23 protein-coding genes and 1 pseudogene are annotated in these 22,720 nt (G+C 67.5%); 10 read left to right on the forward strand and 14 right to left on the reverse strand.

The genetic code is table 11. The features are described from left to right. Positions 1-16: 16 nt before the first annotated feature. Positions 17-1,198: a hypothetical protein gene (locus tag ACFWAY_RS19670; protein ID WP_378511759.1), complete on the reverse strand. Its 1,182-nt coding sequence runs from the start codon at positions 1,196-1,198 to the stop codon at positions 17-19. Between the two features lie 56 nt (positions 1,199-1,254). On the opposite strand from ACFWAY_RS19670, the gene ACFWAY_RS19675 reads away from it, so the two are divergent. The 7 genes from ACFWAY_RS19675 to ACFWAY_RS19705 all read left to right on the forward strand — a co-directional run bounded on the left by ACFWAY_RS19675 (position 1,255) and on the right by ACFWAY_RS19705 (position 8,515). After that, positions 1,255-2,340 carry a hypothetical protein gene (locus ACFWAY_RS19675; protein ID WP_378511760.1) on the forward strand — a complete coding sequence of 362 codons (1,086 nt, stop codon included), beginning with the start codon at positions 1,255-1,257 and terminating at the stop codon, positions 2,338-2,340. 390 nt (positions 2,341-2,730) lie between these two features. After that, on the forward strand, positions 2,731-3,564 hold the full coding sequence (locus tag ACFWAY_RS19680; RefSeq protein WP_378511761.1) for a carbohydrate ABC transporter permease: 834 nt from the start codon (positions 2,731-2,733) through the stop codon (positions 3,562-3,564). Positions 3,565-3,569: 5 nt separating this feature from the next. Further along, positions 3,570-4,451, forward strand: a complete 882-nt coding sequence (locus ACFWAY_RS19685) for a carbohydrate ABC transporter permease (protein WP_378511762.1) — start codon at positions 3,570-3,572, stop codon at positions 4,449-4,451. 26 nt (positions 4,452-4,477) lie between these two features. Continuing rightward, complete coding sequence (locus ACFWAY_RS19690) at positions 4,478-5,800, forward strand: ABC transporter substrate-binding protein (RefSeq protein ID WP_378511763.1); 1,323 nt, start codon at positions 4,478-4,480, stop codon at positions 5,798-5,800. A gap of 27 nt (positions 5,801-5,827) precedes the next feature. Beyond that, a complete protein-coding gene (locus ACFWAY_RS19695) occupies positions 5,828-6,988 on the forward strand; it encodes an enolase C-terminal domain-like protein (RefSeq protein WP_378455290.1) in 1,161 nt (386 codons plus the stop codon). Positions 6,989-7,060: 72 nt separating this feature from the next. After that, the gene (locus ACFWAY_RS19700; RefSeq protein ID WP_378455289.1) at positions 7,061-7,858 is read left to right on the forward strand and encodes an IclR family transcriptional regulator; all 798 of its coding nucleotides are present in this window, start codon (positions 7,061-7,063) and stop codon (positions 7,856-7,858) included. Positions 7,859-8,014: 156 nt separating this feature from the next. Further along, positions 8,015-8,515 carry a hypothetical protein gene (locus tag ACFWAY_RS19705; protein ID WP_378511764.1) on the forward strand — a complete coding sequence of 167 codons (501 nt, stop codon included), beginning with the start codon at positions 8,015-8,017 and terminating at the stop codon, positions 8,513-8,515. Between the two features lie 18 nt (positions 8,516-8,533). Here the strand turns inward: ACFWAY_RS19705 and ACFWAY_RS19710 are convergent, their stop codons facing one another. From ACFWAY_RS19710 to ACFWAY_RS19720, 3 genes are read right to left on the reverse strand one after another with little or no spacing between them, the layout of a single operon-like run. After that, positions 8,534-9,211: a pyridoxal 5'-phosphate synthase gene (locus ACFWAY_RS19710; protein ID WP_378511765.1), complete on the reverse strand. Its 678-nt coding sequence runs from the start codon at positions 9,209-9,211 to the stop codon at positions 8,534-8,536. A gap of 28 nt (positions 9,212-9,239) precedes the next feature. After that, the gene (locus ACFWAY_RS19715; RefSeq protein ID WP_378511766.1) at positions 9,240-9,653 is read right to left on the reverse strand and encodes a VOC family protein; all 414 of its coding nucleotides are present in this window, start codon (positions 9,651-9,653) and stop codon (positions 9,240-9,242) included. 46 nt (positions 9,654-9,699) lie between these two features. Then, positions 9,700-10,176, reverse strand: coding sequence for a nuclear transport factor 2 family protein (locus ACFWAY_RS19720; protein WP_009478940.1), 477 nt, complete (start codon positions 10,174-10,176; stop codon positions 9,700-9,702). A gap of 429 nt (positions 10,177-10,605) precedes the next feature. Here ACFWAY_RS19720 and ACFWAY_RS19725 point away from each other — a divergent pair, with 429 nt between their 5' ends. Further along, positions 10,606-12,102 (forward strand): acetyl-CoA acetyltransferase, encoded by a 1,497-nt coding sequence (locus ACFWAY_RS19725; protein WP_378511767.1) that lies wholly within the window; start codon positions 10,606-10,608, stop codon positions 12,100-12,102. 6 nt (positions 12,103-12,108) lie between these two features. Here ACFWAY_RS19725 and ACFWAY_RS19730 read toward each other — a convergent pair whose 3' ends face one another. Then, positions 12,109-12,669 (reverse strand): PadR family transcriptional regulator, encoded by a 561-nt coding sequence (locus tag ACFWAY_RS19730; protein WP_378511768.1) that lies wholly within the window; start codon positions 12,667-12,669, stop codon positions 12,109-12,111. Between the two features lie 52 nt (positions 12,670-12,721). Here ACFWAY_RS19730 and ACFWAY_RS19735 point away from each other — a divergent pair, with 52 nt between their 5' ends. Then, on the forward strand, positions 12,722-13,900 hold the full coding sequence (locus ACFWAY_RS19735; RefSeq protein ID WP_378511769.1) for an FAD-dependent oxidoreductase: 1,179 nt from the start codon (positions 12,722-12,724) through the stop codon (positions 13,898-13,900). Between the two features lie 13 nt (positions 13,901-13,913). On the opposite strand, the gene ACFWAY_RS19740 is transcribed toward ACFWAY_RS19735, so the two are convergent. From ACFWAY_RS19740 to ACFWAY_RS19775, 8 genes are all read right to left on the reverse strand, one after another. Beyond that, on the reverse strand, positions 13,914-15,698 hold the full coding sequence (locus tag ACFWAY_RS19740) for an ABC-F family ATP-binding cassette domain-containing protein (protein WP_378511770.1): 1,785 nt from the start codon (positions 15,696-15,698) through the stop codon (positions 13,914-13,916). Continuing rightward, positions 15,698-16,633 (reverse strand): 4-(cytidine 5'-diphospho)-2-C-methyl-D-erythritol kinase, encoded by a 936-nt coding sequence (locus tag ACFWAY_RS19745; RefSeq protein WP_378451337.1) that lies wholly within the window; start codon positions 16,631-16,633, stop codon positions 15,698-15,700. Before ACFWAY_RS19745 ends, ACFWAY_RS19740 begins: the two co-directional genes overlap by 1 nt. 73 nt (positions 16,634-16,706) lie before the next feature. Next, positions 16,707-17,360 (reverse strand): urease accessory protein UreD, encoded by a 654-nt coding sequence (locus tag ACFWAY_RS19750; RefSeq protein WP_378511771.1) that lies wholly within the window; start codon positions 17,358-17,360, stop codon positions 16,707-16,709. Continuing rightward, positions 17,360-18,049, reverse strand: coding sequence for an urease accessory protein UreG (ureG, locus tag ACFWAY_RS19755; RefSeq protein ID WP_378511772.1), 690 nt, complete (start codon positions 18,047-18,049; stop codon positions 17,360-17,362). Before ureG ends, ACFWAY_RS19750 begins: the two co-directional genes overlap by 1 nt. A 34-nt stretch (positions 18,050-18,083) precedes the next feature. Then, entirely contained in the window at positions 18,084-18,716 is a 633-nt protein-coding gene (locus ACFWAY_RS19760) for an urease accessory protein UreF (protein WP_378511773.1), read from the reverse strand. Further along, positions 18,716-20,437 (reverse strand): urease subunit alpha, encoded by a 1,722-nt coding sequence (locus ACFWAY_RS19765; RefSeq protein ID WP_378451340.1) that lies wholly within the window; start codon positions 20,435-20,437, stop codon positions 18,716-18,718. The genes ACFWAY_RS19760 and ACFWAY_RS19765 overlap by 1 nt, the downstream gene beginning before the upstream one ends. Then, positions 20,434-20,748, reverse strand: coding sequence for an urease subunit beta (locus tag ACFWAY_RS19770; RefSeq protein ID WP_378511774.1), 315 nt, complete (start codon positions 20,746-20,748; stop codon positions 20,434-20,436). Before ACFWAY_RS19770 ends, ACFWAY_RS19765 begins: the two co-directional genes overlap by 4 nt. Positions 20,749-20,756: 8 nt before the next feature. Next, positions 20,757-21,059, reverse strand: a complete 303-nt coding sequence (locus tag ACFWAY_RS19775) for an urease subunit gamma (protein WP_005238744.1) — start codon at positions 21,057-21,059, stop codon at positions 20,757-20,759. A 138-nt stretch (positions 21,060-21,197) separates the two neighbouring features. On the opposite strand from ACFWAY_RS19775, the pseudogene ACFWAY_RS19780 reads away from it, so the two are divergent. Beyond that, a pseudogene (locus tag ACFWAY_RS19780) lies at positions 21,198-22,420 on the forward strand (cation:dicarboxylate symporter family transporter); the annotation flags it as partial. Between the two features lie 38 nt (positions 22,421-22,458). Here the strand turns inward: ACFWAY_RS19780 and ACFWAY_RS19785 are convergent. Continuing rightward, a partial coding sequence (locus tag ACFWAY_RS19785; RefSeq protein WP_378511775.1) for a zinc ribbon domain-containing protein occupies positions 22,459-22,720 on the reverse strand: 262 nt, incomplete at its 5' end.

Here is a 22,720-nt window from a genome sequence, read left to right on the forward strand (position 1 = left end):
GCCCACCCCGGGTGCGTCAGACGGAGTAGTCGCCGACGATGCGCCCCAACGCGTCGAGCTGCACCTTGTTGACCAACCCGAGGTGATACAGGTGCAGCTCATTGGCTCCGGCCGCGACCGTGGCCGCGACATGGCTGCTCACGTCGTCGAGATTCTTCGGCGGCAACACCGACACATAGGCGCCGACGTCGACGGCCTCCCCGACGATCGCACGGGTGTCCTTCGTGACGGCGACGGTTTCGGCCGTCCCCGGCCAGGCCGAGACGAGTACGGCGTCGACGTCTCCCGAAGCAGCCGAGGTCAGCGCAGGCGACGGCCCGGTCTTCCAGGGGTTCGGGTGGCAGTGCAGCGTGACGCGGGCCGACGGGATCTCCGCACGCACGGCGCCGAGCACCGCACCCCGGAGAGCGTCGGCGTCCGCGTGGCGCACCGACAGCGCCGCGTCGGCCTCCGCCTCGCCGAGGATGTCGGTGATCGCGGCGTCCGGAGCGAGCGTCCCCATGGACAGCGCATCCACGCCGGAATGCAGCTTCGCGATCATCTTGTCCGGATCGACACCGCGCTCCGCCCACAGTGCGCGTTCCCGTTCGGTGCAGCTGATCGACATCAACGTGTCGCCGATGCCCGGAAATGCGCCATCGGTCTTCTCGTGCGGGCCGACGTGGGCGATCCCCAACTGTCCGCATGCTTCGATCGACACACCGTGGAGGTCGACACCGCGCACCGCCTCCGCCGCCAGGGTGCGGGCGTACCGGACGATGTCGGGATGCCCGGGCGCGAGCGCGTACGGGTAGCGGTCGCCGAAGCAGTTGACGACGGTGACATCGGGATGCGCGTGCCCCAGAACGGTGCTGTGGGACAGAACGATCCATGCGTTCACGCGGATGCCCGCGTCGATCAGGATTCGAGCCGCATCGGCGAACGCATCCTCGGATCCGCCCCACGTCGCTGCCCTGGCCGTGACCACGTTCCCGTCCCACGCGCCAGGTCGGACGGGGCGGTACAGCGCGGCGTGATGCGCGTCGACCACCTTGTGGGCCGGATGCAACGGGGTCGCCGCGCGGGTCGAGTGATAGCTGGCGGCGAGCGAGATCTCGGCGACTCCGAGCGTGCGCGCTCGGTCGACGAAGTGCGGATCACCGAGCACGTCCCACGGATAGGCGTGCGCGACGATGCGATCGACAGTTCTTCCGGACATGCGGTTCCCCTCAACGGTTCGAGTACAGAGTTCGATAGACAAGACGGAGTTCACACATGGGAACACACCTTTCGGCCGGCTGTCCACGACCGACCCCGGCCGACCCGCGTCGCGACGCCGTTCGCGAGGCTCTCGGCGTGACGGACGAACTGGCAGCGGGCACACCCGACGTGACGTACGGCAAGTCGTGGATTCGACACGGTGTCGCCGGTCGCGCACTCACCTGGGCGGCCGGTGACGACGGTCCGGACACCGCGGGCTGGCTCCTCCGCCCCAGCCACGCGGGCGAGAACACGGCTCGCCCTGCAGTCCTGCTGATGCACGCGCACGACGGCGTCAAGTTCTACGGCAAGGAAAAGGTGGCCGACGGCCCCGGCGGAGCCTCACCGGGCGTCCCCGAACTCCGGACCCGCGGTTACGAAAGCAGGTCGGTCGCAACAGGACTCGTGCACGCAGGTTTCGTCGTCCTCGTCCACGACGTGTTCCCCTGGGGCAGCCGGCGCGTGCCCTGGCCGGAACTCCCGGGCCGAGCCACAGCAGCCGGATACGCCGCATTCCCACCTGGTCCGGACACTCCCGAGATCCGTCGGCGCCGATACGACGCGGCAGCCCGCGAGCACGAACACGGCCTTGCCAAAGTCGCCGCCCTGACAGGCACCTCGCTCGCCGGCAAAGTCGTCGCCGAGGACCTTCGGGCGCTGAACGTGTTCCTCACGACCGAAGGCGTCGATCCGAACCGGGTCGCCGCCGCGGGATTCTCGGGCGGCGGCGCTCGCGTCGCACATCTGCTGGCGTGTTCGACACGCCTGCGAGCAGGGGTGATCACCGCGATGATGAGCACTTTCGCGGATGTCGCGGACGGCAGAGCAGACGATACGACGTGGCTGATGATCACTCCGGGCCTGCCGGCGGTGTGCGACTGGCCCGAGATCGCCGCATGCCATGCGCCGCGGCCGCTGCTGGTTCAGTTCGCGCTGGACGACTCCCACTTCAGCCGGCAGGGAATGCGCGACTCCGAGGCCGTGCTGCGTCGGGCGTACGACGGGTCCGAGGCGCTCACCACGCAGTGGTCTGCAGGCGGACACCGGTTTTCAGCCGAAATGCAGGTCGAGGCCGCCGAGTGGCTCGTCCGCAATGTCTAGGCGAACACTCTTGACAGACCCTTGTGACTGCCGTCATAGTGAGTTCGACAATTCACATAGAGGACGTGAGTTCACATACATGAACGAGAACGCGCAGCCGCCGCCACCGGAACCGCATCCACACACCGGGTATCTCAGGCAGGCCGGAGGGCGCTTCGTTCCCACCACCTTCCACGCTGACGAGCCACCCCTGTGATCTCGCCTCAGCAGCAGTAGCCACAATCCCCTGACCCGCCGGCGCGACCGGCACCGAACTTCGGAGCGTGCACCATGGTCACCACCACCTCCCCCCGGCCAGGAGGGCAGTCCGCGCCGCCGGCCTCTCACGGTCGAACTCGTCGCAGACCGGCCTGGCGCAGAGCCTGTGCCCCATACATCCTGATCGCACCGGTGGTCATCCTGCTGACCGTCTTCATCTTCTACCCGGTCGGTAGCGTCTTCTACTACAGTCTGCAGTACTACAACCCCACGACGCCGTGGGACAACGGCTTCGCCGGCCTCGACAACTTCCGGCTGATGTTCGCCGACTCCCTCTTCTGGACCAGCCTGGTCACCACGGCGAAATGGGTCGGATTCCAGGTCGTGTTCCAGTTGGTCCTCGGACTCGGGCTCGCCTTGCTGGTCAACGAGGTGTTCCGGGGCCGTGGCCTGGCACGCGCCCTCGTGTTCTCCCCCTGGGCGGTGTCCGGCGTCCTCACCACCGGCATCTGGCTGCTGATCTACAACCCGTCGACCGGCCTCTTCAAGCTTCTCGGAAACATCGGAATCGGCGACGGCACCGCCGCTCCCATCGCCGATCCGGACACCGCGTTCTGGGCGACGGGCGTCGCGGAACTGTGGCGCGGTGTGCCGTTCTTCGCCATTCTCATCCTGGCCGAGCTGCAGAGCGCCCCCAAGGACCTGTACGAGGCCGCCAACGTGGACGGTGCCAACCGCTGGCAGCGCTTTCGCTTCGTCACCCTTCCGCATCTCAAGGCCGTCATCATCCTGTCAACTCTGCTGCGCGGTGTGTGGGAGTTCAACAACGTCGATCTGCTGTACACCCTCACGGCCGGCGGCCCGGCCGACGTCACCACGACACTGCCGCTGTACGTCTCACAGCTCGCAACCACTGCCCAGGACTTCGGATACGGCTCGGCACTCACCACGGTCGCATTCGTGATCCTGCTGTTCTGCTCGATCCTCTACTTGCGCCTGAGCAAGTTCAACAGTGAGAAGGTCTGACCGTCGTGACCACCACCACCGATCGTCCCGCCGTTGCGCTGTCCGAGCCGGACACCTCCGGGAAGCTGCGCCTACACAAGAAGAAGCCGCGCCTGTTCAGCGTCGGACTGCCACTCGCGCTGTACCTGCTGTTCACTCTCGTCCCGTTCTACTGGATGATCGTGTTCGCCTTCCGGCCCGCCGGATCGAATTCGATGCTCCCCTGGCCCATCACGTTCGAGCACTTCGACACCGTGTGGAACACCCTCGGCTTCAGCTTCTTCTTCAAGAACAGCCTCATCGTTGCCGCGTTGTCCCTCGTTCTGACCACGTTCGTCGCACTGGCCACCGGATATGCGTTGGCCCGCTTCAAGTTCCGCGCCAAGATCCCGTTGGTGATGGCACTGCTCTGCAGCCAGTTCGTGCCTGGCGCCATGCTGCTCATCCCCCTGTTCCAGGTGTTCCGCGAGATGAACCTCGTCAACAACCTGACCGGCCTCATCGTCGCCGACACCGTGTTCCAGCTTCCACTCGCCGCCATGCTGATGGCAGGTTTCATCGCGCAGATCCCGGTGGAGCTGGAAGAAGCCGCGATGGTCGACGGCTGCTCACGCCTGCGCGCGTTCCGCATCATCATGCTGCCGCTGCTGCGGCCCGGCCTGATCGCCGTCGGATCGTTCGCCTTCATCGGTAGCTGGAACAACTTCCTGTTCGGCCTGATGTTCATCAGTAGCCAGGACAAGTTCACTCTGCCGGTCGGACTCAGCTACACCATCGGCTCCTACAACGTCGACTTCGGAGTTCTCGCCGCCGGCGGTCTGATCGCCGCGGTGCCGGTCGTCGCCGTCTTCGCCGTCATCCAGAAGTACCTCGTCCAGGGCTTGAGCGCCGGCGCGGTCAAGGGCTGATCATGACTTTCGAAAAGAGGATCCACATGAACCGGCGAACGCTCCTGCGTTCCACCCTGGTAGGCGCGGCGGCCATGCTCGTGCTCGCCTCCTGCAGTTCCGAAACCTCCCTGCCCGACGGAGCACTCGGCGACCCGAACAACGCCCGGCTCACCTTCTGGGACAACAACGCCGGACCGGACCGCACTCCGCTGTACGAGGAGCTGATCCGGCGGTTCGAGGCCGCCAACCCCGGCATCGACATCGAATACGTGGGCCTGCCGTCGGACAGCGCCCAGCAGAAGTATCAGACCGCGCTCGCCGGCGGCTCGGCGCCCGATCTCGGGATCGTCTCGACCGCCTACCTGGCCCCGCTCGTCGCCCAGAACGCCGTCATCTCACTCGACGACTTCGTGGCGGCGTCACCGCAGCACGACGAATACGACGCCGGAATTCTCGAGTCGGCACGTGAATCCGGCGGCGGCGAGCACCTGTACGGTCTCCCCTACACCAGCAACAACGCCACCCTCTGGTACCGCACCGACTGGTTCGCCGAAGCCGGGATCGAACCCCCCGACACGTACGACGAGTTCTACGAGGCCGCAAAGACTCTGACCGACAAGGACGACGGCCGTTACGGATTCACCATCCGCGGTGGCGCCGGATCGATCTACCCGCTGCTGCAGTACATGTTCGCCAGCACCGGCATCGAGAACTTCTTCGAAGACGGCGAGTCGACGCTGAACCGTCCCGAGATGGTCGACGCCATCGAACGCTTCGCAGCGCTCTACGACGTCGACACCCCGACCGCCGACGTGAACAACGGCTTCCCGCAGATGGTCGCGAGCTTCGGCGGCGGCTCGGTGGCCATGATGCAGCACAACCTCGGCTCGCTGAGCAACCACGAGAAGGCTCTCGGCGACAAGGCCGGAGCTGTGGCGCTACCGCGTAACGAAGACGGAAAGCGCACTGTCATGACGGACCCGTTCCCGTCGTACACCGTGTTCAAGAGCAGCAAGAATCAGGCCGCGGCGTGGAAGTTCGTCGAGTTCATGACGTCCCAGGAATCGCAGGCGTACTGGAACGAGCGCGTCGGACAGATCCCGGTCAACAAGACCGCTCGTTCGGCTCCCGAGTTCGCGAACATGCCGTCGGTGCAGGCTGCGCTCGCGGCACTGGACGACCCGGAAACCGTACTGGTCACCCCTCCGGACTACCTCCCCGACTTCGGGAAGATCGTTCAGGTGCAGATGCTCGGCCAGTGGCAGAAGGTGCTCATCGGGCAGCTCAGCGCACAGGATTTCGCTGACGACTTCGCCGAGAAACTCGATCGTTCCATGGCCAAGTACATCGCCCGCCAGGGCAAGTAGAAGATTTCGAACAGGAAGCGAATCATCATGTCCAGCGTGATCACAGAAGTCGCCGTGCAGGTTTTCAAGACCGAGGCACGCACCTCGGTCGACTCGTACGGTCATCGCCATCCCGGCCCGTCCGTGCCTGCGACGGGGGCGCTCCTGCGGATCACCGATTCCGACGGCGTCAGCGGTTACGTTCTGGGCAAGCCGAACTACCTTCGGCAGGATCAGGTGGAGCAGCACTTCCGGCCTGTCCTGATCGGCTCCGATCCGCTTGCACGCGAGGCGATGGACAAGAAGTTCGCGATTCGTCAGCGAACCCGGGCGGTCGAACTTCCCGAGCACAGCTGCAGCTACCTGGACCAGGCATTGTGGGACCTGGTGGGCAACAGATTCGACACGCCGGTGTGGAAGCTGCTCGGCGGCGCGCGCACCGAGATCAAGGCGTATGCCAGCACCATGTGCGGCGACGACATCGAAGGCGGCCTCGCCACCCCGGAGGATTACGCGAACTTCGCGGTCGCGCTGAAGAGGCAGGGCTACCAGGGCATCAAGCTGCACACCTGGATGCCTCCGCTGCCGGGCTCCCCGAATCTGACCCGGGACATCGACGCGTGTGCCGCCGTGCGTGATGCCGTCGGCGAGAACTTTTCGCTGATGCTCGACGGGTACCACTGGTACTCGCGCACCGACGCTCTGAAGCTCGGTCGCGAGTTGGACCGGCTGAAGTTCGATTGGTTCGAGGAGCCGATGGACGAGTTCTCGCTGCGCTCGTACAAGTGGCTCGCCGACCAGATCGACACCCCGGTGATCGGACCCGAGACCACCCCGGGCCGGCACCGATCTCGTGCCGACTGGATTGCGAACGAGGCGTGCGACATCCTGCGCGTCGGGGCCATGAACGGTGGTGGCATCACACCGGCCCTGAAGACGATGCACATGGCCGAGGGCTTCGGACTCGAGTGCGAGATCCACGGCAACGGCGCCCCCAACCTCGCACTCGTCGGAGCAGGCAACAACGTCCAGTGGTACGAGCGCGGTCTGCTGCACCCGCACGTGGATTACGACTGGGTGCCGCCGCACCTGAATTCCATCGTCGATCCCGTCGACGAGAACGGCATGGTGGCGATGCCGCAGAGGCCGGGCCTCGGCGAGGACATCGATCTCGCGTACATCGAGGCCAACCTCGTTGCGGAGTACTGAATGCGCCACGTCGCCGGCACCGAACACGCGTCAGTAGGTGATATCGCGTTCAGAATGAGAGATAGTGTCTTCATGGTGACAGAAGACATGCGTGGGGCACCGCCGGAAACCCAACCGGTCAAATCTGCCGAACGCACCATCCACATCCTCGAGACGCTCGCCGCATCGCCGACGCGTATGAGCCTCGGCGAGTTGCAGGAAGCGTGCAAGTATCCGCGCTCGAGCCTCCACGCTCTCCTGCGCACGCTCAAGGATCTGCGGTGGATCGAAGCCGACGAGTCGGGGTCGCGCTACGGCATCGGCACCCATGCGCTGCTCGCCGGCACGTCGTACCTCGACAAGGATTCGGTCGTCTCGCGGGCAGCAGCGGTGCTCGAGGCACTCCGGTCGGAAGTGAGCCACACCGTCCACTTCGCGCGGCGCGACGAGGCCAGCGTCATCTACCTCGCCAGCCGCGGTTCGAAGGTCGAGGTTCGGCGCATGCATCGCGTCGGCCGCAAACTGCCGTGCCACGTCACCGCACTCGGCCAGGCCCTGCTCGCCGAACTCACCACCGGTGAGGTCCGGGAGATTCTTCCCGCGAAACTCGAACGATTCACCGAGAACACCATCGTCGACATCGACGACCTCGTCACCGAACTCGGCGAGGTGCGCAACCGCGGGTGGGCCCTCGAACGAGAACAGGGGACGGTCGGTGTGGTGTGCATTGCGACCGTCGTGCCCTACCGAATCCCCGCCACCGACGCCCTCAGTGTGTCCATGCCCGCCGAGGTCGCGTCGTACCCGGGTGAGCTGGAGCGGATCGCCGGCGTGCTCACGAAGCACGCGTCCGCGTGGGCCCGCGAATTGAGGGCCGAAGGGGTGCGATGACGTGACGGAACCAATGGGCCCGAGACCGACCGGGGCCGCGTCGTGCGCCGTCGAGGTGCGCGGCCCGCCGGACCCTCCTGGTAGCTTTCAGATCGAATCGAGCACACTGACGGGCTTTGCGCGGTACCCGTTTGGCCACGAGCAGGAAGCGACACGATGGAGAACGGCATTTCCACCAACGGATCGGGCAGCAACGGCTCCGCCGGCACGAGCCCGGCGTCGGCGTCCCCTTTCGCTGAACCGAGCACGGGCGGGCTGACCGGCCGCAACGGCAAGTCCACGACCAGCTCCGCCGAGACGTTTACCTTCCCGCTGCCGACGCGCAGCTCGGGTTCGCACAGCACCGAGGAGCCGTCCGAAGCCTCCGACACGACGGCGCCGCCCGAGGCTCGTGGGCGCACCGTCATGCGACGCAACGCGATGGGAGTGGCAGCCGTGCGAGTCGCGGGCCGTCTTGCACACACCGAACTGATCGAGGAGCACCTCGCGTCGGCGAGCAGTCACTCGGCCGATCCCACCGTGGACGCCGATGAACTGCTGGCACTGCTCGGCGAGTACCTCGTCGCGGCCGGGTTCGAGCGCCCCGAGATCCACGCGAAGCTGAACGGCCAGTCGATCGTCGTCGACCTGCGCTCGCCCTCCGCGACCGCACGCTGACCCCCGCCGCGGACGCGGTCAGGGCCACAGCACCTCGCGGAGCCACCGGTCGGACTCGCGGCGGTAGAACTGGCGCACATGCCTGCGCCCGGCGTCCGCCTGCCAGAACTCGACACTGTCGGGGACGATGCACCATGCCCGCCAGGTTCCCGACACGAAGTCGGGGTCGGCCTCGATGCGGGCCACCGCCGCCGCGACAGCGCGTTCGTATTCGGCGGGATCGTCCAGGACCTCACTCTGACGACTGGCGGCGGCCACGGCCCGCGCGGTGACCGACCGTTCGCGGAAGTCGCGGGCGGAGAGTGCCGGATCGCCCTCGACGACGGACCCGCGCACCCGCACCTGCCGGCCCTGTTCTCTCCAGTAGAACGACAGTGCCGCAACTGCATTCGCGGCCAGCGCACGACCCTTCGGTGAGCGCGTGTCACCCGAGAACCAGAAGCCCTGCTCCGTGACGTCCTTGAGGAGCAGGAAACGCGCGTCCGGATTGCCTTCGGCATCGACGGTCGACAGCGCGGCCGCGTGCGGTTCCGGAACACCGCTCGCTACGGCCTGCGTGATCCAGTCGAGAAACAGCGCGATCGGCGACTCCGGAAGCGTGTCGACGAGCGGAGGCGTCTCGCCGCCGAGTACGGGCAGGGCGCGAATCCATGCGCGGGTGTCCGGAAACGACGAACGGTCGGGTGTTGTCGGCATGTGCCGACAGTAGCCGCGGCCCGGATCTTCAGGCCGGCGCGGCCGGATCCGTCGGCCCCACCAGCATCCAGCGATGACCGAACGGATCGATGAGTGTCGCGTTGCGGTGCCCGTGCCCCTCCGAGATCCACCGTTCCACCGTGCCACCGGCATCGCGGGCACCCACCAGGACGGCATCGGGGTCGTCGACGGACAACATCAGGCTCACGGACGTCGAACCGGATTCCGGCGCGGTCAGGCCCATCTCGGGGAATTCCTCGGCGAGATAGATCATGCCGGTCGGCAACCGCAGTTCCGCGTGACCGACCCGGCCGTCGTCCATGACGATCGGCTCACCCACCACCTCGGCGCCGAACACCTTGGAATACCACGCGATGGCCTCGACACCCCGCCGCACCGTCAGGTACGGCAGCGCGCCGGGAACGGGGACTTCCGGAGCCATCGTCACCTCCCAGTGTCCGCGGTGCGTCGAGTCCCAGTGTGCCCCCTCAGGCAGACGCTGGAGGTTGCAACATCGCCCACTTGTTGGAGGTGAGCCGGAAACTCGGGAAATCGGAGAGCGCCGCAACCGATTCCCAGGTGCGTTCGTAGCCCGTGTGCGTGATCCGCCAGTTGCCGTCGGGGCACCGAAGATAACGATCGTGATAATAGGCGGACCCGCGCAGCAACATGCCGTCCTCGGGAATCAGTGTGGTGTCCGCGAGAAACCACACCCCTACCGCGGTGTCACCGGTGACGGTGATCTCGGGTTGGCCGCACTGGTGCTCGGTGATGACGTGGGTCCCGAGAGTGTTCTCGAGGAAGGACACGAATGAGTCACGGGAATCGAACGTGAGGTATTCGCTGTACGTCGCCGTGACGTCCGGGACCATCGTGTCGGCGAACTCCACCCACGACTTCGTGTCGAGAGCACGTGAGTAACGGTGCTTGAGCTGCTCGATCTGTTTGATTGCTTCGAGATCCATGACCCCCGCCTCCTGTGCAGCGAACATGCAAGCCCTGGACTGCAGATTAGTCGGATAATCTGCAGGTTCGCCTTGGTTTCCCCCGTTTTGCCCGGATCATGCATATTCAGGCCGTGATCCGGGACACGAAAAGGTTACGAAATGACTGCATGGCCTGCGCGACAGCACACTGTCGACACTACCTTAGGCTAGCCTCACCTGATGAGGGTCCGGGCCGGCAGACCCCCGTCGACGCGAGGATTCCACACACGCGAACGTCGATGCTCGGTTTCTCCTGCTGCACAGCATTTTTGGACATCCGGTGCACCGCCCTTCGAGCAGAAGGGCCGACAATGCCGGACGCCAGACGGGATTGCTGTGACCCCGAATCCACAGGTATCTCGTCCGGCGCTATCGTGACGCTGACGTGGTCACGCGAGAGGGGAATCCATGGATCCGACCCGCATACCGGTGATCGTCGGAGTCGGCGACATCCGCTCCGGCCGTGCGGGTAATCCGGCGGCCCCGCGCGAACCGCTCGACCTGATCACCGAAGCCGCGCGCGTCGCTCTCGCCGACAGCGGCTCCGCGACCCTCGGCTCCCGGATCGACGCGATCCATGCGGTGAAGACCGTCAGCTGGTCGTACGACGACCTCCCCGGACTGCTGGCCGCCCGGTTGAATCTGCCGTCACCACGATCGAGCACCTCCCCGATCGGCGGCCTCTGGCCCGCGGCGCTCCTCGACCGCATCGGCGACGACATCGCCGCGGGCCGGTCGTCGGCAGCGCTCCTCGTCGGCGGCGAGGCGCAGGCGACCATGACGGCGCTCCGGAAGTCGGGCACCGATCCCGCGACGCTGGGCTGGGCGTCGGCGCCGGGCGGTCCCCCCGCCTTCGACCCCGCGGATCTCGGGAGTCCCTCGATGCAGCGCGCCGGCCTGATCGTTCCGACCCGGGTGTACCCGTTGTTCGAGAACCGGGTCGCCCACGAGTCGGGCCTCAGCCCCGACGAGTCGCTGGCGGAGTCGGCCCGGATGTATTCGGCCTTCTCCGAACTGGCGGCGAAGAACCCGGCATCGTGGACATCCGAGGTGTATTCCGCCGAGGAGATCGCCACGGTGAGTCCGGGCAACCGGATGGTGTGCGAGCCGTACCCGTTGATGCTCAACGCCATGCCGTTCGTCGATCAGGCCGCCGCGGTGCTGGTGTGCTCCCTGGCCGTCGCGCGGGAGCACGGCGTTCCGGAGGACCGCAGGGTGTACCTGTGGGGCGGCGCGGGTGCCACCGATCCCGTGGACGTACTGAGCCGCAACGGTTTCGGCACGTCCCCGGCGATGACGGACGCGGTGCGCCGGGCACTGGCGCGGGCCTCGATCGACGCCTCGGCACTCGACATCGTCGACGCGTACAGCTGCTTCCCGGTGGTGCCGAAGCTTCTGACCCGCACGCTCGGCCTGCCCGCAAGCATCGTGCCGAGCGTGACGGGCGGCCACTCCTTCTTCGGCGGTCCCCTCAACAGTTACACGCTGCACTCGATCGCCGAGGTCACCCGAAGACTGCGGAAAGGCGCGGGACCGGCCCTGATCCACGGCAACGGCGGCTATCTGACGTACCAGCACGTCGTGTTACTGGCGGGCGCCCCCCACCCGGGCGGATACGTCGGCGATCCGGAACCGTCGCAACTCGCGTCGGAGGCGCCGGAAGTCGTCACCGGATACGAAGGACGAGCCGAGATCGTCACATCCACGGTGGAGTACGGCCGGGACGGCGCCCAGGCGACCGGCTTCGTCGTGGCGCACACCCCCGACGGCCGGCGTCTGGCCGGACAAACCGGCCCCGCGGAGGCGGCCGCGTTGTCCGCGTTCGCGGAGACCCCGGCGCGATCGGTGATCGGGCGGTCCGTTCACGTCACGGACCGCGACGGCATCCTGTCGCTGCGGTTCTGACGGGCCCTACCAGCGCAGTTCGCCGGCCGCGACGTCGTCGGCCAGCGACCGCACGTAGTCGAGTTCGGCGACCAGCACCGCGCGCCGGTACTCGTCCTCGACGAGGAACAGGCGCGGAAGGAACGACGCGGATTCGGCGAGGCCGGCGTCGAGCCCGGCCAGCTGCTGTTCGAGCACCGTGATCCGCGCACGCAGGGCATCGAGCGCGTCGCCGGAGTCGAGACTCGGCAGGAATGCCAGCGCGGCCGGAAATTCCGGGAACTCGCGAGCCGGCTCCGCGACCATCCCCCGTAGCCAGTGCGTCAACGTTGTCACGCCCGTTCCGGTGAGCCGGTACGTCGTGCGTTCGGGGCGATTCTCGGCCCGTTCCGTCGACTCGACCTCGATCAATCCGTCGCGCAGCAGGCGTTCGATCGTCTGGTACACGCTGTTGCGCTGCGCGACGTTGACGACTTCGTCCTTGTGCCGCTCCTTGATCAGTTGCTGCATGCGGTAGGCGTGCATCGGCTCTTCCGACAGCATTGACAGCACGGCCATCGCCAGCACGGATCTACGCGGTGAGGACATTCGTCGAGCATATCCGCGGCCGTGAATTAGTCATTCTATGTATAGTCACTCTATGACTAACACCGTTCTGATCATCGGAGGAGGAATCGCCGGCCCGGTCACGGCGATGGCCATGCAACGGGCCGGACTCGACCCCGTGGTGTACGAAGCGCACGATCGCGGCGCGGACGGCGTGGGCGCATTCCTGACCCTCGCGACCAATGGCCTGGAGGGACTGCACTTACTGGATCTCGATCGCCAGGTCACCGGACTCGGGATGGACACCCGCAGAATGCGGATCGTCAGCGGAACCGGGAAACAGCTTGCCGAGTTCGACAACGGAGGCCTCACCTCCTTCGGCACGCCGTCCCAGACGCTGCGCCGCGCCGACCTGTACCGCACACTGCGCGACGAGGCCCTGCGACGGGGCGTACGCATCGAATACGGCAAGCAACTCCGGGACGCCCGCCTGGACGGCGATCGGGTCCACGCCGACTTCACGGACGGCACGTCGGCCGACGGCGATCTGCTCGTCGGCGCCGACGGGTTGCGGTCGCGAACCCGGTCCATCCTCGACCCGCAGGCACCCGACCCGCGGTATCTCGGTCTCCTCAACACCGGCGGATTCGCGAGCGGCCTCGCCCTGGACGGCGAACCCGGCGCGGCCCACTTCCTTTTCGGCAAGCGGTGCTTCTTCGGTTACCTCATCCATCCGGACGGTGACGTCTGGTGGTTCGCCAACCCCGGGCGCCGCACGGAACCGTCGGCAGGCGAACTCGCCTCGATCACCCCGGAGCAGCAGCGCGCCGAACTGACCGAGCTGTTCTCGCGCGACGCCGGACCCGCCCGGCAGATCATCGACGCCACCGAGCACATCATCCGGAGCTGGAGCACCTACGACCTTCCGACCGTGCCGACGTGGCGCAACGCGCGGATGGTGATCATCGGGGACGCGGCGCACGCCACGTCACCGTCGTCCGGGCAGGGCGCCTCCATGGCCATCGAGGACGCCGTCGTGCTCGCGCGATGCCTGCGAGACAACCGCGATACCGCCGTCGCCCTGGCAGCGTACGAGACCGCACGCCGCCCCCGGGTCGAGCGAATCGTCGCCCAGGGCAAGCGAAACGGCAGCGGCAAGGCACCCGGACCGGTCGGGCGCGTGATCCGCGACCTGACCCTGCCGACCGTCATGCGGATGGTCGGCCGCAGCGACAGTCTGCGCTGGATGTACGACTATCGAATCGAGTGGTGACCGGGCGGGGTCGCTAATCCAGCTCGGCGGCCAGCTCCATCCACTGTTCCTCGGTGGCTTCCTTCTCCGCGACGACCTGCTTGAGCTCCGTGTCGAGCTTCTGCAGCTTGTCCGGATCGGTGGCCGCCTCCGCCAGCTTCTCGTGCAGCTTCCGTTCCCGGTCGTCCAGCTTCGCCACGGCCCGCTCGAGCCGCGACAGTTCCTTGCGCGCGGTACGTTCGGCGGCCCCGTCCCGCACCTGCTTGGGGGCCGACGCACCGGTGGCCGTCGACGCCACCGACGGTGCGCCGGTGTCGACCATCTTCGCCCGGCGGCGCAGGTAGTCCTCGATGCCACCGGGCAGGTTGGTCAGTTTGCCGTCGCCGAACAACGCCCACGTCGTGTCACAGATGCGTTCAATGAGGTACCGGTCGTGACTGATGACGACCATCGTGCCCGCCCAGCCGTCGAGAATGTCCTCGAGTTGCTGCAGCGTGTCGATGTCGAGGTCGTTGGTCGGCTCGTCGAGCAACAACACGTTCGGCTCCGCCATCAGCACACGCGTCAGCTGCAGTCGGCGCCGCTCGCCGCCGGACAGGTCACCGACCGGTGTCCGCTGCCGGGCCGGCGTGAATCCCAGCCGTTCGGCGAGCTGTCCGGCCGACACCTCCTTGTCGCCCAACGTGATCCGCTCGGCGACGTCCTTGACGGCCTCGAGCACACGCATGTTCGTCGGCAGATCGTCGAGTTCCTGACGGAGCCAGCCGATGTGCACCGTCTGCCCCTGGATGCGCTTGCCCGTCGCCGGCGCGATCTCCCCGGCGAGCGTGCGCAGGAGCGTCGTCTTGCCGGAGCCGTTGACGCCGACCAGGCCGACGCGCTCCCCCGGCGCCAACCGCCACGTGAGGTCGTCGACGAGCACCCGGCCGTCCGGCGTCTCCAGGTGCGCATCCTCGAGTTCGATGACGACCTTGCCGAGCCGGCGCTGCGCGAACGACGCCAGCGCCACATTGTCGCGGGGCGGTGGGACGTCCGCGATCAACGCCTCGGCGGCCTCGATCCGGTACTTGGGCTTGGACGTGCGGGCGGGTGCACCGCGCCGCAGCCAGGCCAGTTCCTTGCGGGCGAGGTTGCGGCGACGTTCCTCGGACGCGTCGGCCTGCCGGGAGCGCTCCGCGCGGGCGAAGATCCAGTCGTTGTATCCGCCCTCGTAGCTTTCGACCTTGCCGCCCACCACTTCCCACGTGCGGTTGGCCACGGTGTCGAGGAACCACCGGTCGTGGGTCACGACCACCAGCGCGCTGCGACGGCTGACGAGATGTTCCGCCAGCCACTGCACACCCTCGACGTCGAGGTGGTTGGTCGGCTCGTCGAGCACCAGCAGATCGAGGTCCTGGACGAGCGCGGCGGCCAGTGCGACACGTCGCCGCTCACCACCGGACAGCCCGTCGACCGACACCTCGAGACCGAGGTTGTCGATGCCGATCCCGGCCAGGATCGACCGGATGCGGGCGTCGCCCGCCCACTCGTGGTCGGCCACCCCGAGCGGTCCGAGCACCACGTCGCCGACGCTCGAGCCGGGCGGAAGGACGCCGCGCTGGGTCACGACCGCCATGCGCAGGCCGCCGACCCGGCTGACACGTCCGGAATCGGGCGCCTCCACTCCGGCCAGCACCTCGAGCATGGTGGTCTTGCCACCGCCGTTGAGGCCGACGACGCCGATGCGTTCGCCTTCCTGCAGTCCGAGGGATACCGAATCGAGCAGCGGCTTGATGCCGAAGGATTTCGATACCTGCTCGAGATTGATCAGATTCGCCATCAGTGCGATCCCTCCGCCGCGTCGTTGATTATTCGGGCGCCCGGTACGGGTCCGCTGGCGACCCGCACCGTGCGACACACCCCCGCACCTGCGAGTTCTGCGCTGACACGGACCGCGGCATCCGCTTCAGCACATAGAAAGGCACATGTCGGGCCCGACCCGGAGACGATGCCGGCCAGTGCACCCGCAGCGACCCCGGCGCGCAGCGTCCGCCGCAGGCCCGGATTCAGTGAGAGCGCGGCCGACTGCAGGTCGTTGCCCAGCAACGGGGCCAGCGTTGCGGCGTCGCCTGTCGTGAGCGCGTGCATCAGGTCTTCGGGTCCGCCGAGTCGCGGCGGATTCCCGTCGGCACGCAGCCGGTCCAGCTCCCGGAACACGGTCGGTGTGCTCAAGCCGCCCTTCGCGAGCGCGAGCACCCAGTGGAACGTGCTGCGGGAGAGCACCGGCAGAAGCCGCTCCCCGCGTCCCGTCCCGACCGCGGTGCCACCGTGGAGGGAGAACGGAACGTCGCTGCCGAGCTTCGCGGCGAACCCGTCGAGTTCCTCCCGCGACAGGTCGAGTTGCCACAGCGCGTTGAGCCCGACCAGGGTCGCCGCGGCGTCCGCGCTGCCACCGGCCATGCCCCCGGCCACCGGGATGCCCTTGTCGATGGCGATCTCGACGTCCGGGCGCCGGCCCGACTCGGCCGCGAGCATCTCGGCGGCCTGCCACACGAGGTTGCTGCTGTCGGTGGGCACGACGCGGGCGTCCTCGCCGCGGACCGTGACCGACAGCGTCTCCGCGGGGACCACCGACACCGTGTCGCTGAGCGAGAGCGCCTGGAACACCGTGTTCAGCTCGTGATAGCCGTCGACGCGTTGGTCCCCGACGGCCAGATGCAGATTGACCTTGGACGGGGCCCTGACTACGACGGGGCGAGGAACGACGGAAAGCACAAGGGTAGAGCTTAGGCGCTCCCGGTACGGGTGCGGAAATGCGCACCATCACGCACTTTGCCGCTCACCTGCGTCACAGGTGCGGGCCGAGCCGGGTAGTGAGGCTGCCGCCGCGGGCGAGGGGCAGACGGGTCCGCGCCGACCGGATGTCGCCGGTGACGTCCGCGGGCCGGTCGTCCGGGTACCGCAGTTCACTCGTGACGGCCCCTGGGCCGTCCAGGACGTCGTGCGAGACGGTGCCGACGCCGAGTTCCAGCTGGTGCCGGAGCAGCGGCAGCGCGCCGAGATCGGCGTTCGTGACCCCGACCCAGCGTCCTGCGCTCTCCCCCGCCCGGCCGATCTGCACCCGCTCACGCAGCAGCAACGTGGACGACTCGGCGAGGGACACCGTCGTCTCGACGCGATGCTCCGCGCCGCCCGCGATCACCGTGGGTTCGAGCGCGCAGTCCAGCACGGCGCCGTCCTCGACCTCCACCGACCACTGCGCCGTGGACAGCACACGATCCCGGCCGGGCAGGGCGAGGGACGCCGCGACGCTGCGCAGCGTCAGCCGGGCACCCGACAGCACCCGGACGGTGACGTCCCAGTGGTCGCCGCCGAGCGGGGTCGCGGCGGTGCCGATCACGTGGACCGTGTCGCGGCCGGTGATCCGCGCTGCGAGTCCCCCGACCGCGGAGATCCGCGGACTGCGGTCGGGGGACGCGACGATCGTCAGTTCGGTGCGCACTACCGGTGCACGTCGGCGAGGGTGCGCACCTGCTCGCGCACCCACTCCAGAGCCGGTCCGGACGACGGGTCCTCCGTCAACGAGATCAGCGCCGTGGGCCGTCCCTCCCGGACCTGCTCGGCGTCGCGGCGCATCACCCCGAGATCGGCCCCGACCAGGGGGGCGAGGTCGGTCTTGTTGATCACGAGAAGATCCGAGAACGTCACACCGGGACCACCCTTGCGGGGAACCTTGTCACCACCCGCGACGTCGACGACGAAGATCTGCACGTCGATCAGTCCCGAGGAGAACGTCGCGGTGAGGTTGTCGCCGCCCGACTCCACCAGGATCAGATCGAGCGGCGGGTTGGCCGCGATCAGGTCGTCGATGGCGTCGAGGTTGGCGGTGATGTCGTCGCGGATGGCCGTGTGGGGGCAGCCACCGGTCTGCACGGCGGCGATGCGCTCGTCCGGCAGCACGGCGTGGCGGCGCAGGAAGTCCGCGTCCTCGGTGGTGTAGATGTCGTTGGTGAGCACGGCCAGCGACAACTCCTCGCGCAGTTGCCTGCACAGCGCGGCGACGAGCGCCGTCTTGCCCGATCCGACGGGCCCGCCGATCCCGATCCGGACGGGCTCCCCCGCCACCCGGACCCGCCGGGGACGGTCGTGCTGATGGTCGTGGGGTTCTCCGTCGATGAAATGCGGTGGCATGGTTGATCTCTCCTTACTGGGGTACAGCTGAGTGTCACGACACGAACAGGGGGCGGTCCCGTAGAACGTGCCGCTCGGCGACGACATCCATGAAGGGGTCGGACACGCTCGACAGTCCGGTCACGCATCGGTCGGCGATGTCGTCGCACAGGTCGGACAACGCGAACGTGCACGCGGCGACCTGCGCAGGGTCGAGTGCGAGCAGACGCTGCGCGGCGATCGCGGACCCGGTCATGGTGGTGTAGACGAAAACCAGCGCCGCCTCCCGGGGTTCGACCGCGGTGACGGATCCGACCACCCCCGAGACCACGGGCAGGTGCGGACGCGCCCCGACCGGCGACCAGTCGTGCTCCGGCCACGTGGTGCGGGCCAGCCGCAGCAGACCTCTGCCCTGCGTCCGCGACGACGACCGTGCCGCCGGAGACGGGGTTCGCGCATCCATCTCGGCGTCGGCGTGTTCGGCGGTGAGCCGGCCGGCGCACACCGCCGCGGTGATCGATCCCCCGACGAGGCCGGCGGTCCGTATCCGGCGACGCAGGAACGCCTCCATCGTGGCGACGTCGCGGACGACACCGCTGGCGACGGCCTCCTCGATGCCGCCCGAATGCACGTGACCGCCCGTGGGCAGCCTCGAGTCGGCGAGGGACATCAGGTGAGCGAGACGCATCAGAACAGAAAGTATCGCTGGGCCATCGGCAGTTCCGCCGCCGGCTGCTCTTCCCACACGTCGCCGTCGATGCGGACCGTGAACGTGTCCGGGTCCACCTCGATCCGCGGCTGCGCGTCGTTGCGGGGCATGTCGGCCTTGCCCCGCGACCGCACGTTCGCGACCGGCACGAGCCGACGACTCAGGTCCAGCCGATCGGCCAGTCCGTCCTCGAGGGCGTGCGGAGCGACGAAATGCACGGACGTGGCGGCCGCCGCCTTGGGCGCCGCCCCGAACATCGGCCGCGGAAGCACCGGTTGCGGAGTCGGTATGGACGCGTTGGCATCTCCCATCGCGGCCCACGCGATCATCCCGCCCTTGATCACCGCGTGCGGCCGCACACCGAAGAACGCCGGATCCCACAGCACCAGGTCTGCGAGTTTGCCGACCTCGACCGATCCGATCTCGTCCTCCAACCCGTGCGCGACGGCGGGGCAGATCGTGTACTTCGCCACGTAGCGCTGGACGCGCTGGTTGTCGGCGCCGTTGTCGCCGGCCAGGAAACCCCGCCTGCGCTTCATCACGTGCGCCGTCTGCCACGTGCGCAGCACGACCTCGCCGATGCGTCCCATCGCCTGCGAGTCGCTGCCGATCATGGAGATGGCGCCGAGGTCGTGGAGCAGATCCTCCGCCGCGATGGTGGACGGCCGGATGCGGCTCTCCGCGAACGCCAGATCCTCCGGGATCTTCGGGCTCAGGTGATGGCACACCATGAGCATGTCGAGATGCTCGTCGAGCGTGTTGACCGTGTGCGGCCGGGTCGGGTTGGTCGAACTCGGCAGGACGTTCGCGTGCGCGGCCACCGTGATGATGTCCGGCGCGTGGCCGCCGCCCGCACCCTCCGTGTGATAGGCGTGGATCGCGCGTCCGGCGATGGCCGCGAGAGTGTCCTCGACGAAACCGGCCTCGTTCAACGTGTCCGAGTGGAGGGCCACCTGCACTCCCGCAGCGTCCGCGACGGTGAGGCACGCGTCGATGGCCGCCGGAGTCGAACCCCAGTCCTCGTGCAGCTTGAATCCGGAGACGCCGCCGCGCAACTGCTCCCACATCGACTCGGAGCTGACCGTGTTGCCCTTGCCGAGCAGCGCGATGTTCATCGGCCAGCCGTCGAGTGCCTCCAGCATCCGGGCGGTGTGCCACGAACCGGGGGTGACGGTGGTGGCCTTGCTGCCCTCGGCGGGGCCGGTGCCGCCGCCGATCATCGTCGTGATGCCGCCGCCGAGCGCCTCGTCCATGATCTGTGGGCAAATGAAGTGCACGTGGCAGTCGATACCGCCGGCCGTGAGGATCTTGCCGTTCCCGGCGATGATCTCGGTGGACGGACCCACCACCAGATCGGGGTGGATCCCCGACATCGTGTCGGGGTTGCCCGCCTTGCCGAGCGCGACGATACGTCCGTCCCGAATGCCGACGTCCGCCTTGATGATTCCCCAGTGATCGACGACCACCACGCCGGTGATCACCGTGTCGGGCGCGCCCTCGGCGCGGGTCGCGCGACCCTGGCCCATGGACTCGCGCAACACTTTTCCGCCTCCGAACACCGCTTCGTCGCCGGCCAGTCCCGGCCCGCCGCTGCGGTCCTCGGTGATCTCGATCAGAAGGTCGGTGTCGGCGAGCCGGATCCGGTCGCCCGTCGTGGGTCCGAACAGCTCGGCGTAGCGTGCGCGGCTGAGTTCGGTCATGACGCGTCCAGCTTTCCGGGAGGACTGAGGCTCAGCCCGTGCACTTCACGGGTCCCGCGCAGAGGCACGAGTGAAATCGTCTGCGCGATACCCGGTTCGAAGCGCACCGCGGTGCCCGCGGGGATGTCCAGCCGCAGCCCGTGGGCGGCGGAACGGTCGAACTGCAGGGCGTGGTTGGCCTGCGGAAAATGGACATGGCTCCCGACCTGGACCGGACGGTCCCCGGTGTTGACCACCTCGAGTTCGGTGCGGGGAGAACCCTCGTTGAGCTCGATCACGCCCTCGGCGCACAAGACTTCACCTGGAATCACGGTCACCCCTACGCAATCGGATCGTGGACGGTGACGAGCTTGGTGCCGTCCGGGAACGTTGCCTCCACCTGCACGTCGTGCAGCATCTCCGGGACGCCTTCCATCACGTCGGACCGGGTCAGCACCTCGCGACCGGACACCATCAGCTCCGCCACCGACCGGCCGTCGCGGGCCCCCTCGAGGATGTGATCCGTGATGAGGGCCACCGCCTCCGGGTGGTTCAACACGAGGCCGCGTTGCCGGCGCCTGCGCGCGAGTTCCGCGGCGTAGCTCAGGAGCAGACGCTCCTGCTCGTGGGGCGACAAGCGCATGTGTCCTCCTGCGGTCGGTGCGTCGCAATACTGCCACGAACTGCAGTGTGGCACCGCCCACGGCCGGAACGGCCGCCGTTCTCACCGCGGAAACATTTGTGACACGAACCCGTCACAGCGCCTTCCTAGCGTTTCCCCATGGCCATTTCCACTGCCGCCCATCCCCCACCCGGCGGCGACGCGTCGACGACCGGGACGCGATCACCCTGGTACACCAACCTGTTCGTCCAGCTCCTCGTCGGAATCGTCGGCGGCATCACTCTCGGCTGGTTGTGGCCGACGGTGGGGTCGGAGCTCAAACCGATCGGCGACACGTTCGTCAAGCTGATCAAGATGCTCATCGCACCGTTGATCTTCACGGTGGTCGTGACCGGAATCGCCAAGGTGGGCGACGTCAGGGCCGTCGGACGGATCGGCGTCAAGGCGCTGATTTACTCCACCGCCGTCACCGGGTTCGCGCTGCTGTTCGGGCTGGTGATGGGCAACATCGTCGAGCCCGGCGCCGGATTCGACATCGACCCGGCCACCCTCGCCGACGGCACCGAGCAGATCGCGGAGAAGACGGCCGGTGGCGAACTCCCGGGCGCGGTCGAATTCGTCATGGACATCGTCCCCACCAGCGTGGTGGGAGCGTTCGCCGACAACATACTGCTGCAGGTCCTCTTCTTCGCGGTGCTCTTCGGCATCGCGCTGGCCAAGTACGGCGAGCACGGTCCCCCACTGGTCCTCGAACTCGTCGACCACCTCAGCCACATCGTCTTCATCATCATCGGCTGGATCATGCGGCTCGCCCCGATCGGCGCATTCGGCGCGATGCGTTCATCATCGGTCAGTACGGAATCTCCACCCTCGGCAGCTTCGCCAAGCTCATCGCCTGCTGCTACCTCGCCGGAGCCCTGTTCGTCCTCGTCCTCGCGCTCATCGCGAAGTTCGCCGTGGGGCTGAACATCTTCAAATTCATCCGATACACCAAAGAGGAGTTCGGTCTCGCGCTGGGAACCGCCTCGTCCGAGGCAGTGCTTCCCCGCATCATGACCAAACTCGTCGGCGCCGGAAACTCGCAGGCCGCGACCGGGCTCGTGGTGCCGACCGGATACTCTTTCAACCTCGACGGGGCCGCGATCTACCTGTCCATCGCCACGCTGTTCCTCGCCCAGGCCACCGGCCACGACCTGTCCGTCGCCGACCAGCTCGGCGCGCTGTTCATCCTGCTCCTCACGTCGAAAGGCATGGCAGGCGTACCCGGATCGTCGTTCCTAGCGCTGTCGGCGACCGCGACCTCGACCGCGCTCGGGATCTTCCCCGTCGCGGCGGTCGCGGTGCTGCTGGGTGCCGACCGATCGATGCGGGTGTTCATCAACTACCCGGTCCTGAAGGACGCGGGTTTGCTGCTCACGTTCTAACTGGCTGTTAGAGGGGTGGCTGCTTTAGGCACGGTTGATTGGGCGGCCCGGTAGTTGTTGTGTCCGAGTGCGGCAATGTTGGCGGCGGCGTTATGGTCCGCGTGGCCGGTCCATCCGCAGCCGCGGCACCGGAAGAGTGCTTGACTGTGCCGGTTCGCGGTGTCGCAGTGCCCGCAGTGATGGCACGTTTTACTGGTATTGCGAGGGTTGATCACCTGCACCGGCACTCCTGCGGCTTGCGCCTTATAGGTGATCTGG

The sequence above is a fragment of the Rhodococcus sp. NPDC059968 genome (assembly GCF_042738615.1).
Taxonomy (GTDB): domain Bacteria; phylum Actinomycetota; class Actinomycetes; order Mycobacteriales; family Mycobacteriaceae; genus Rhodococcus_F.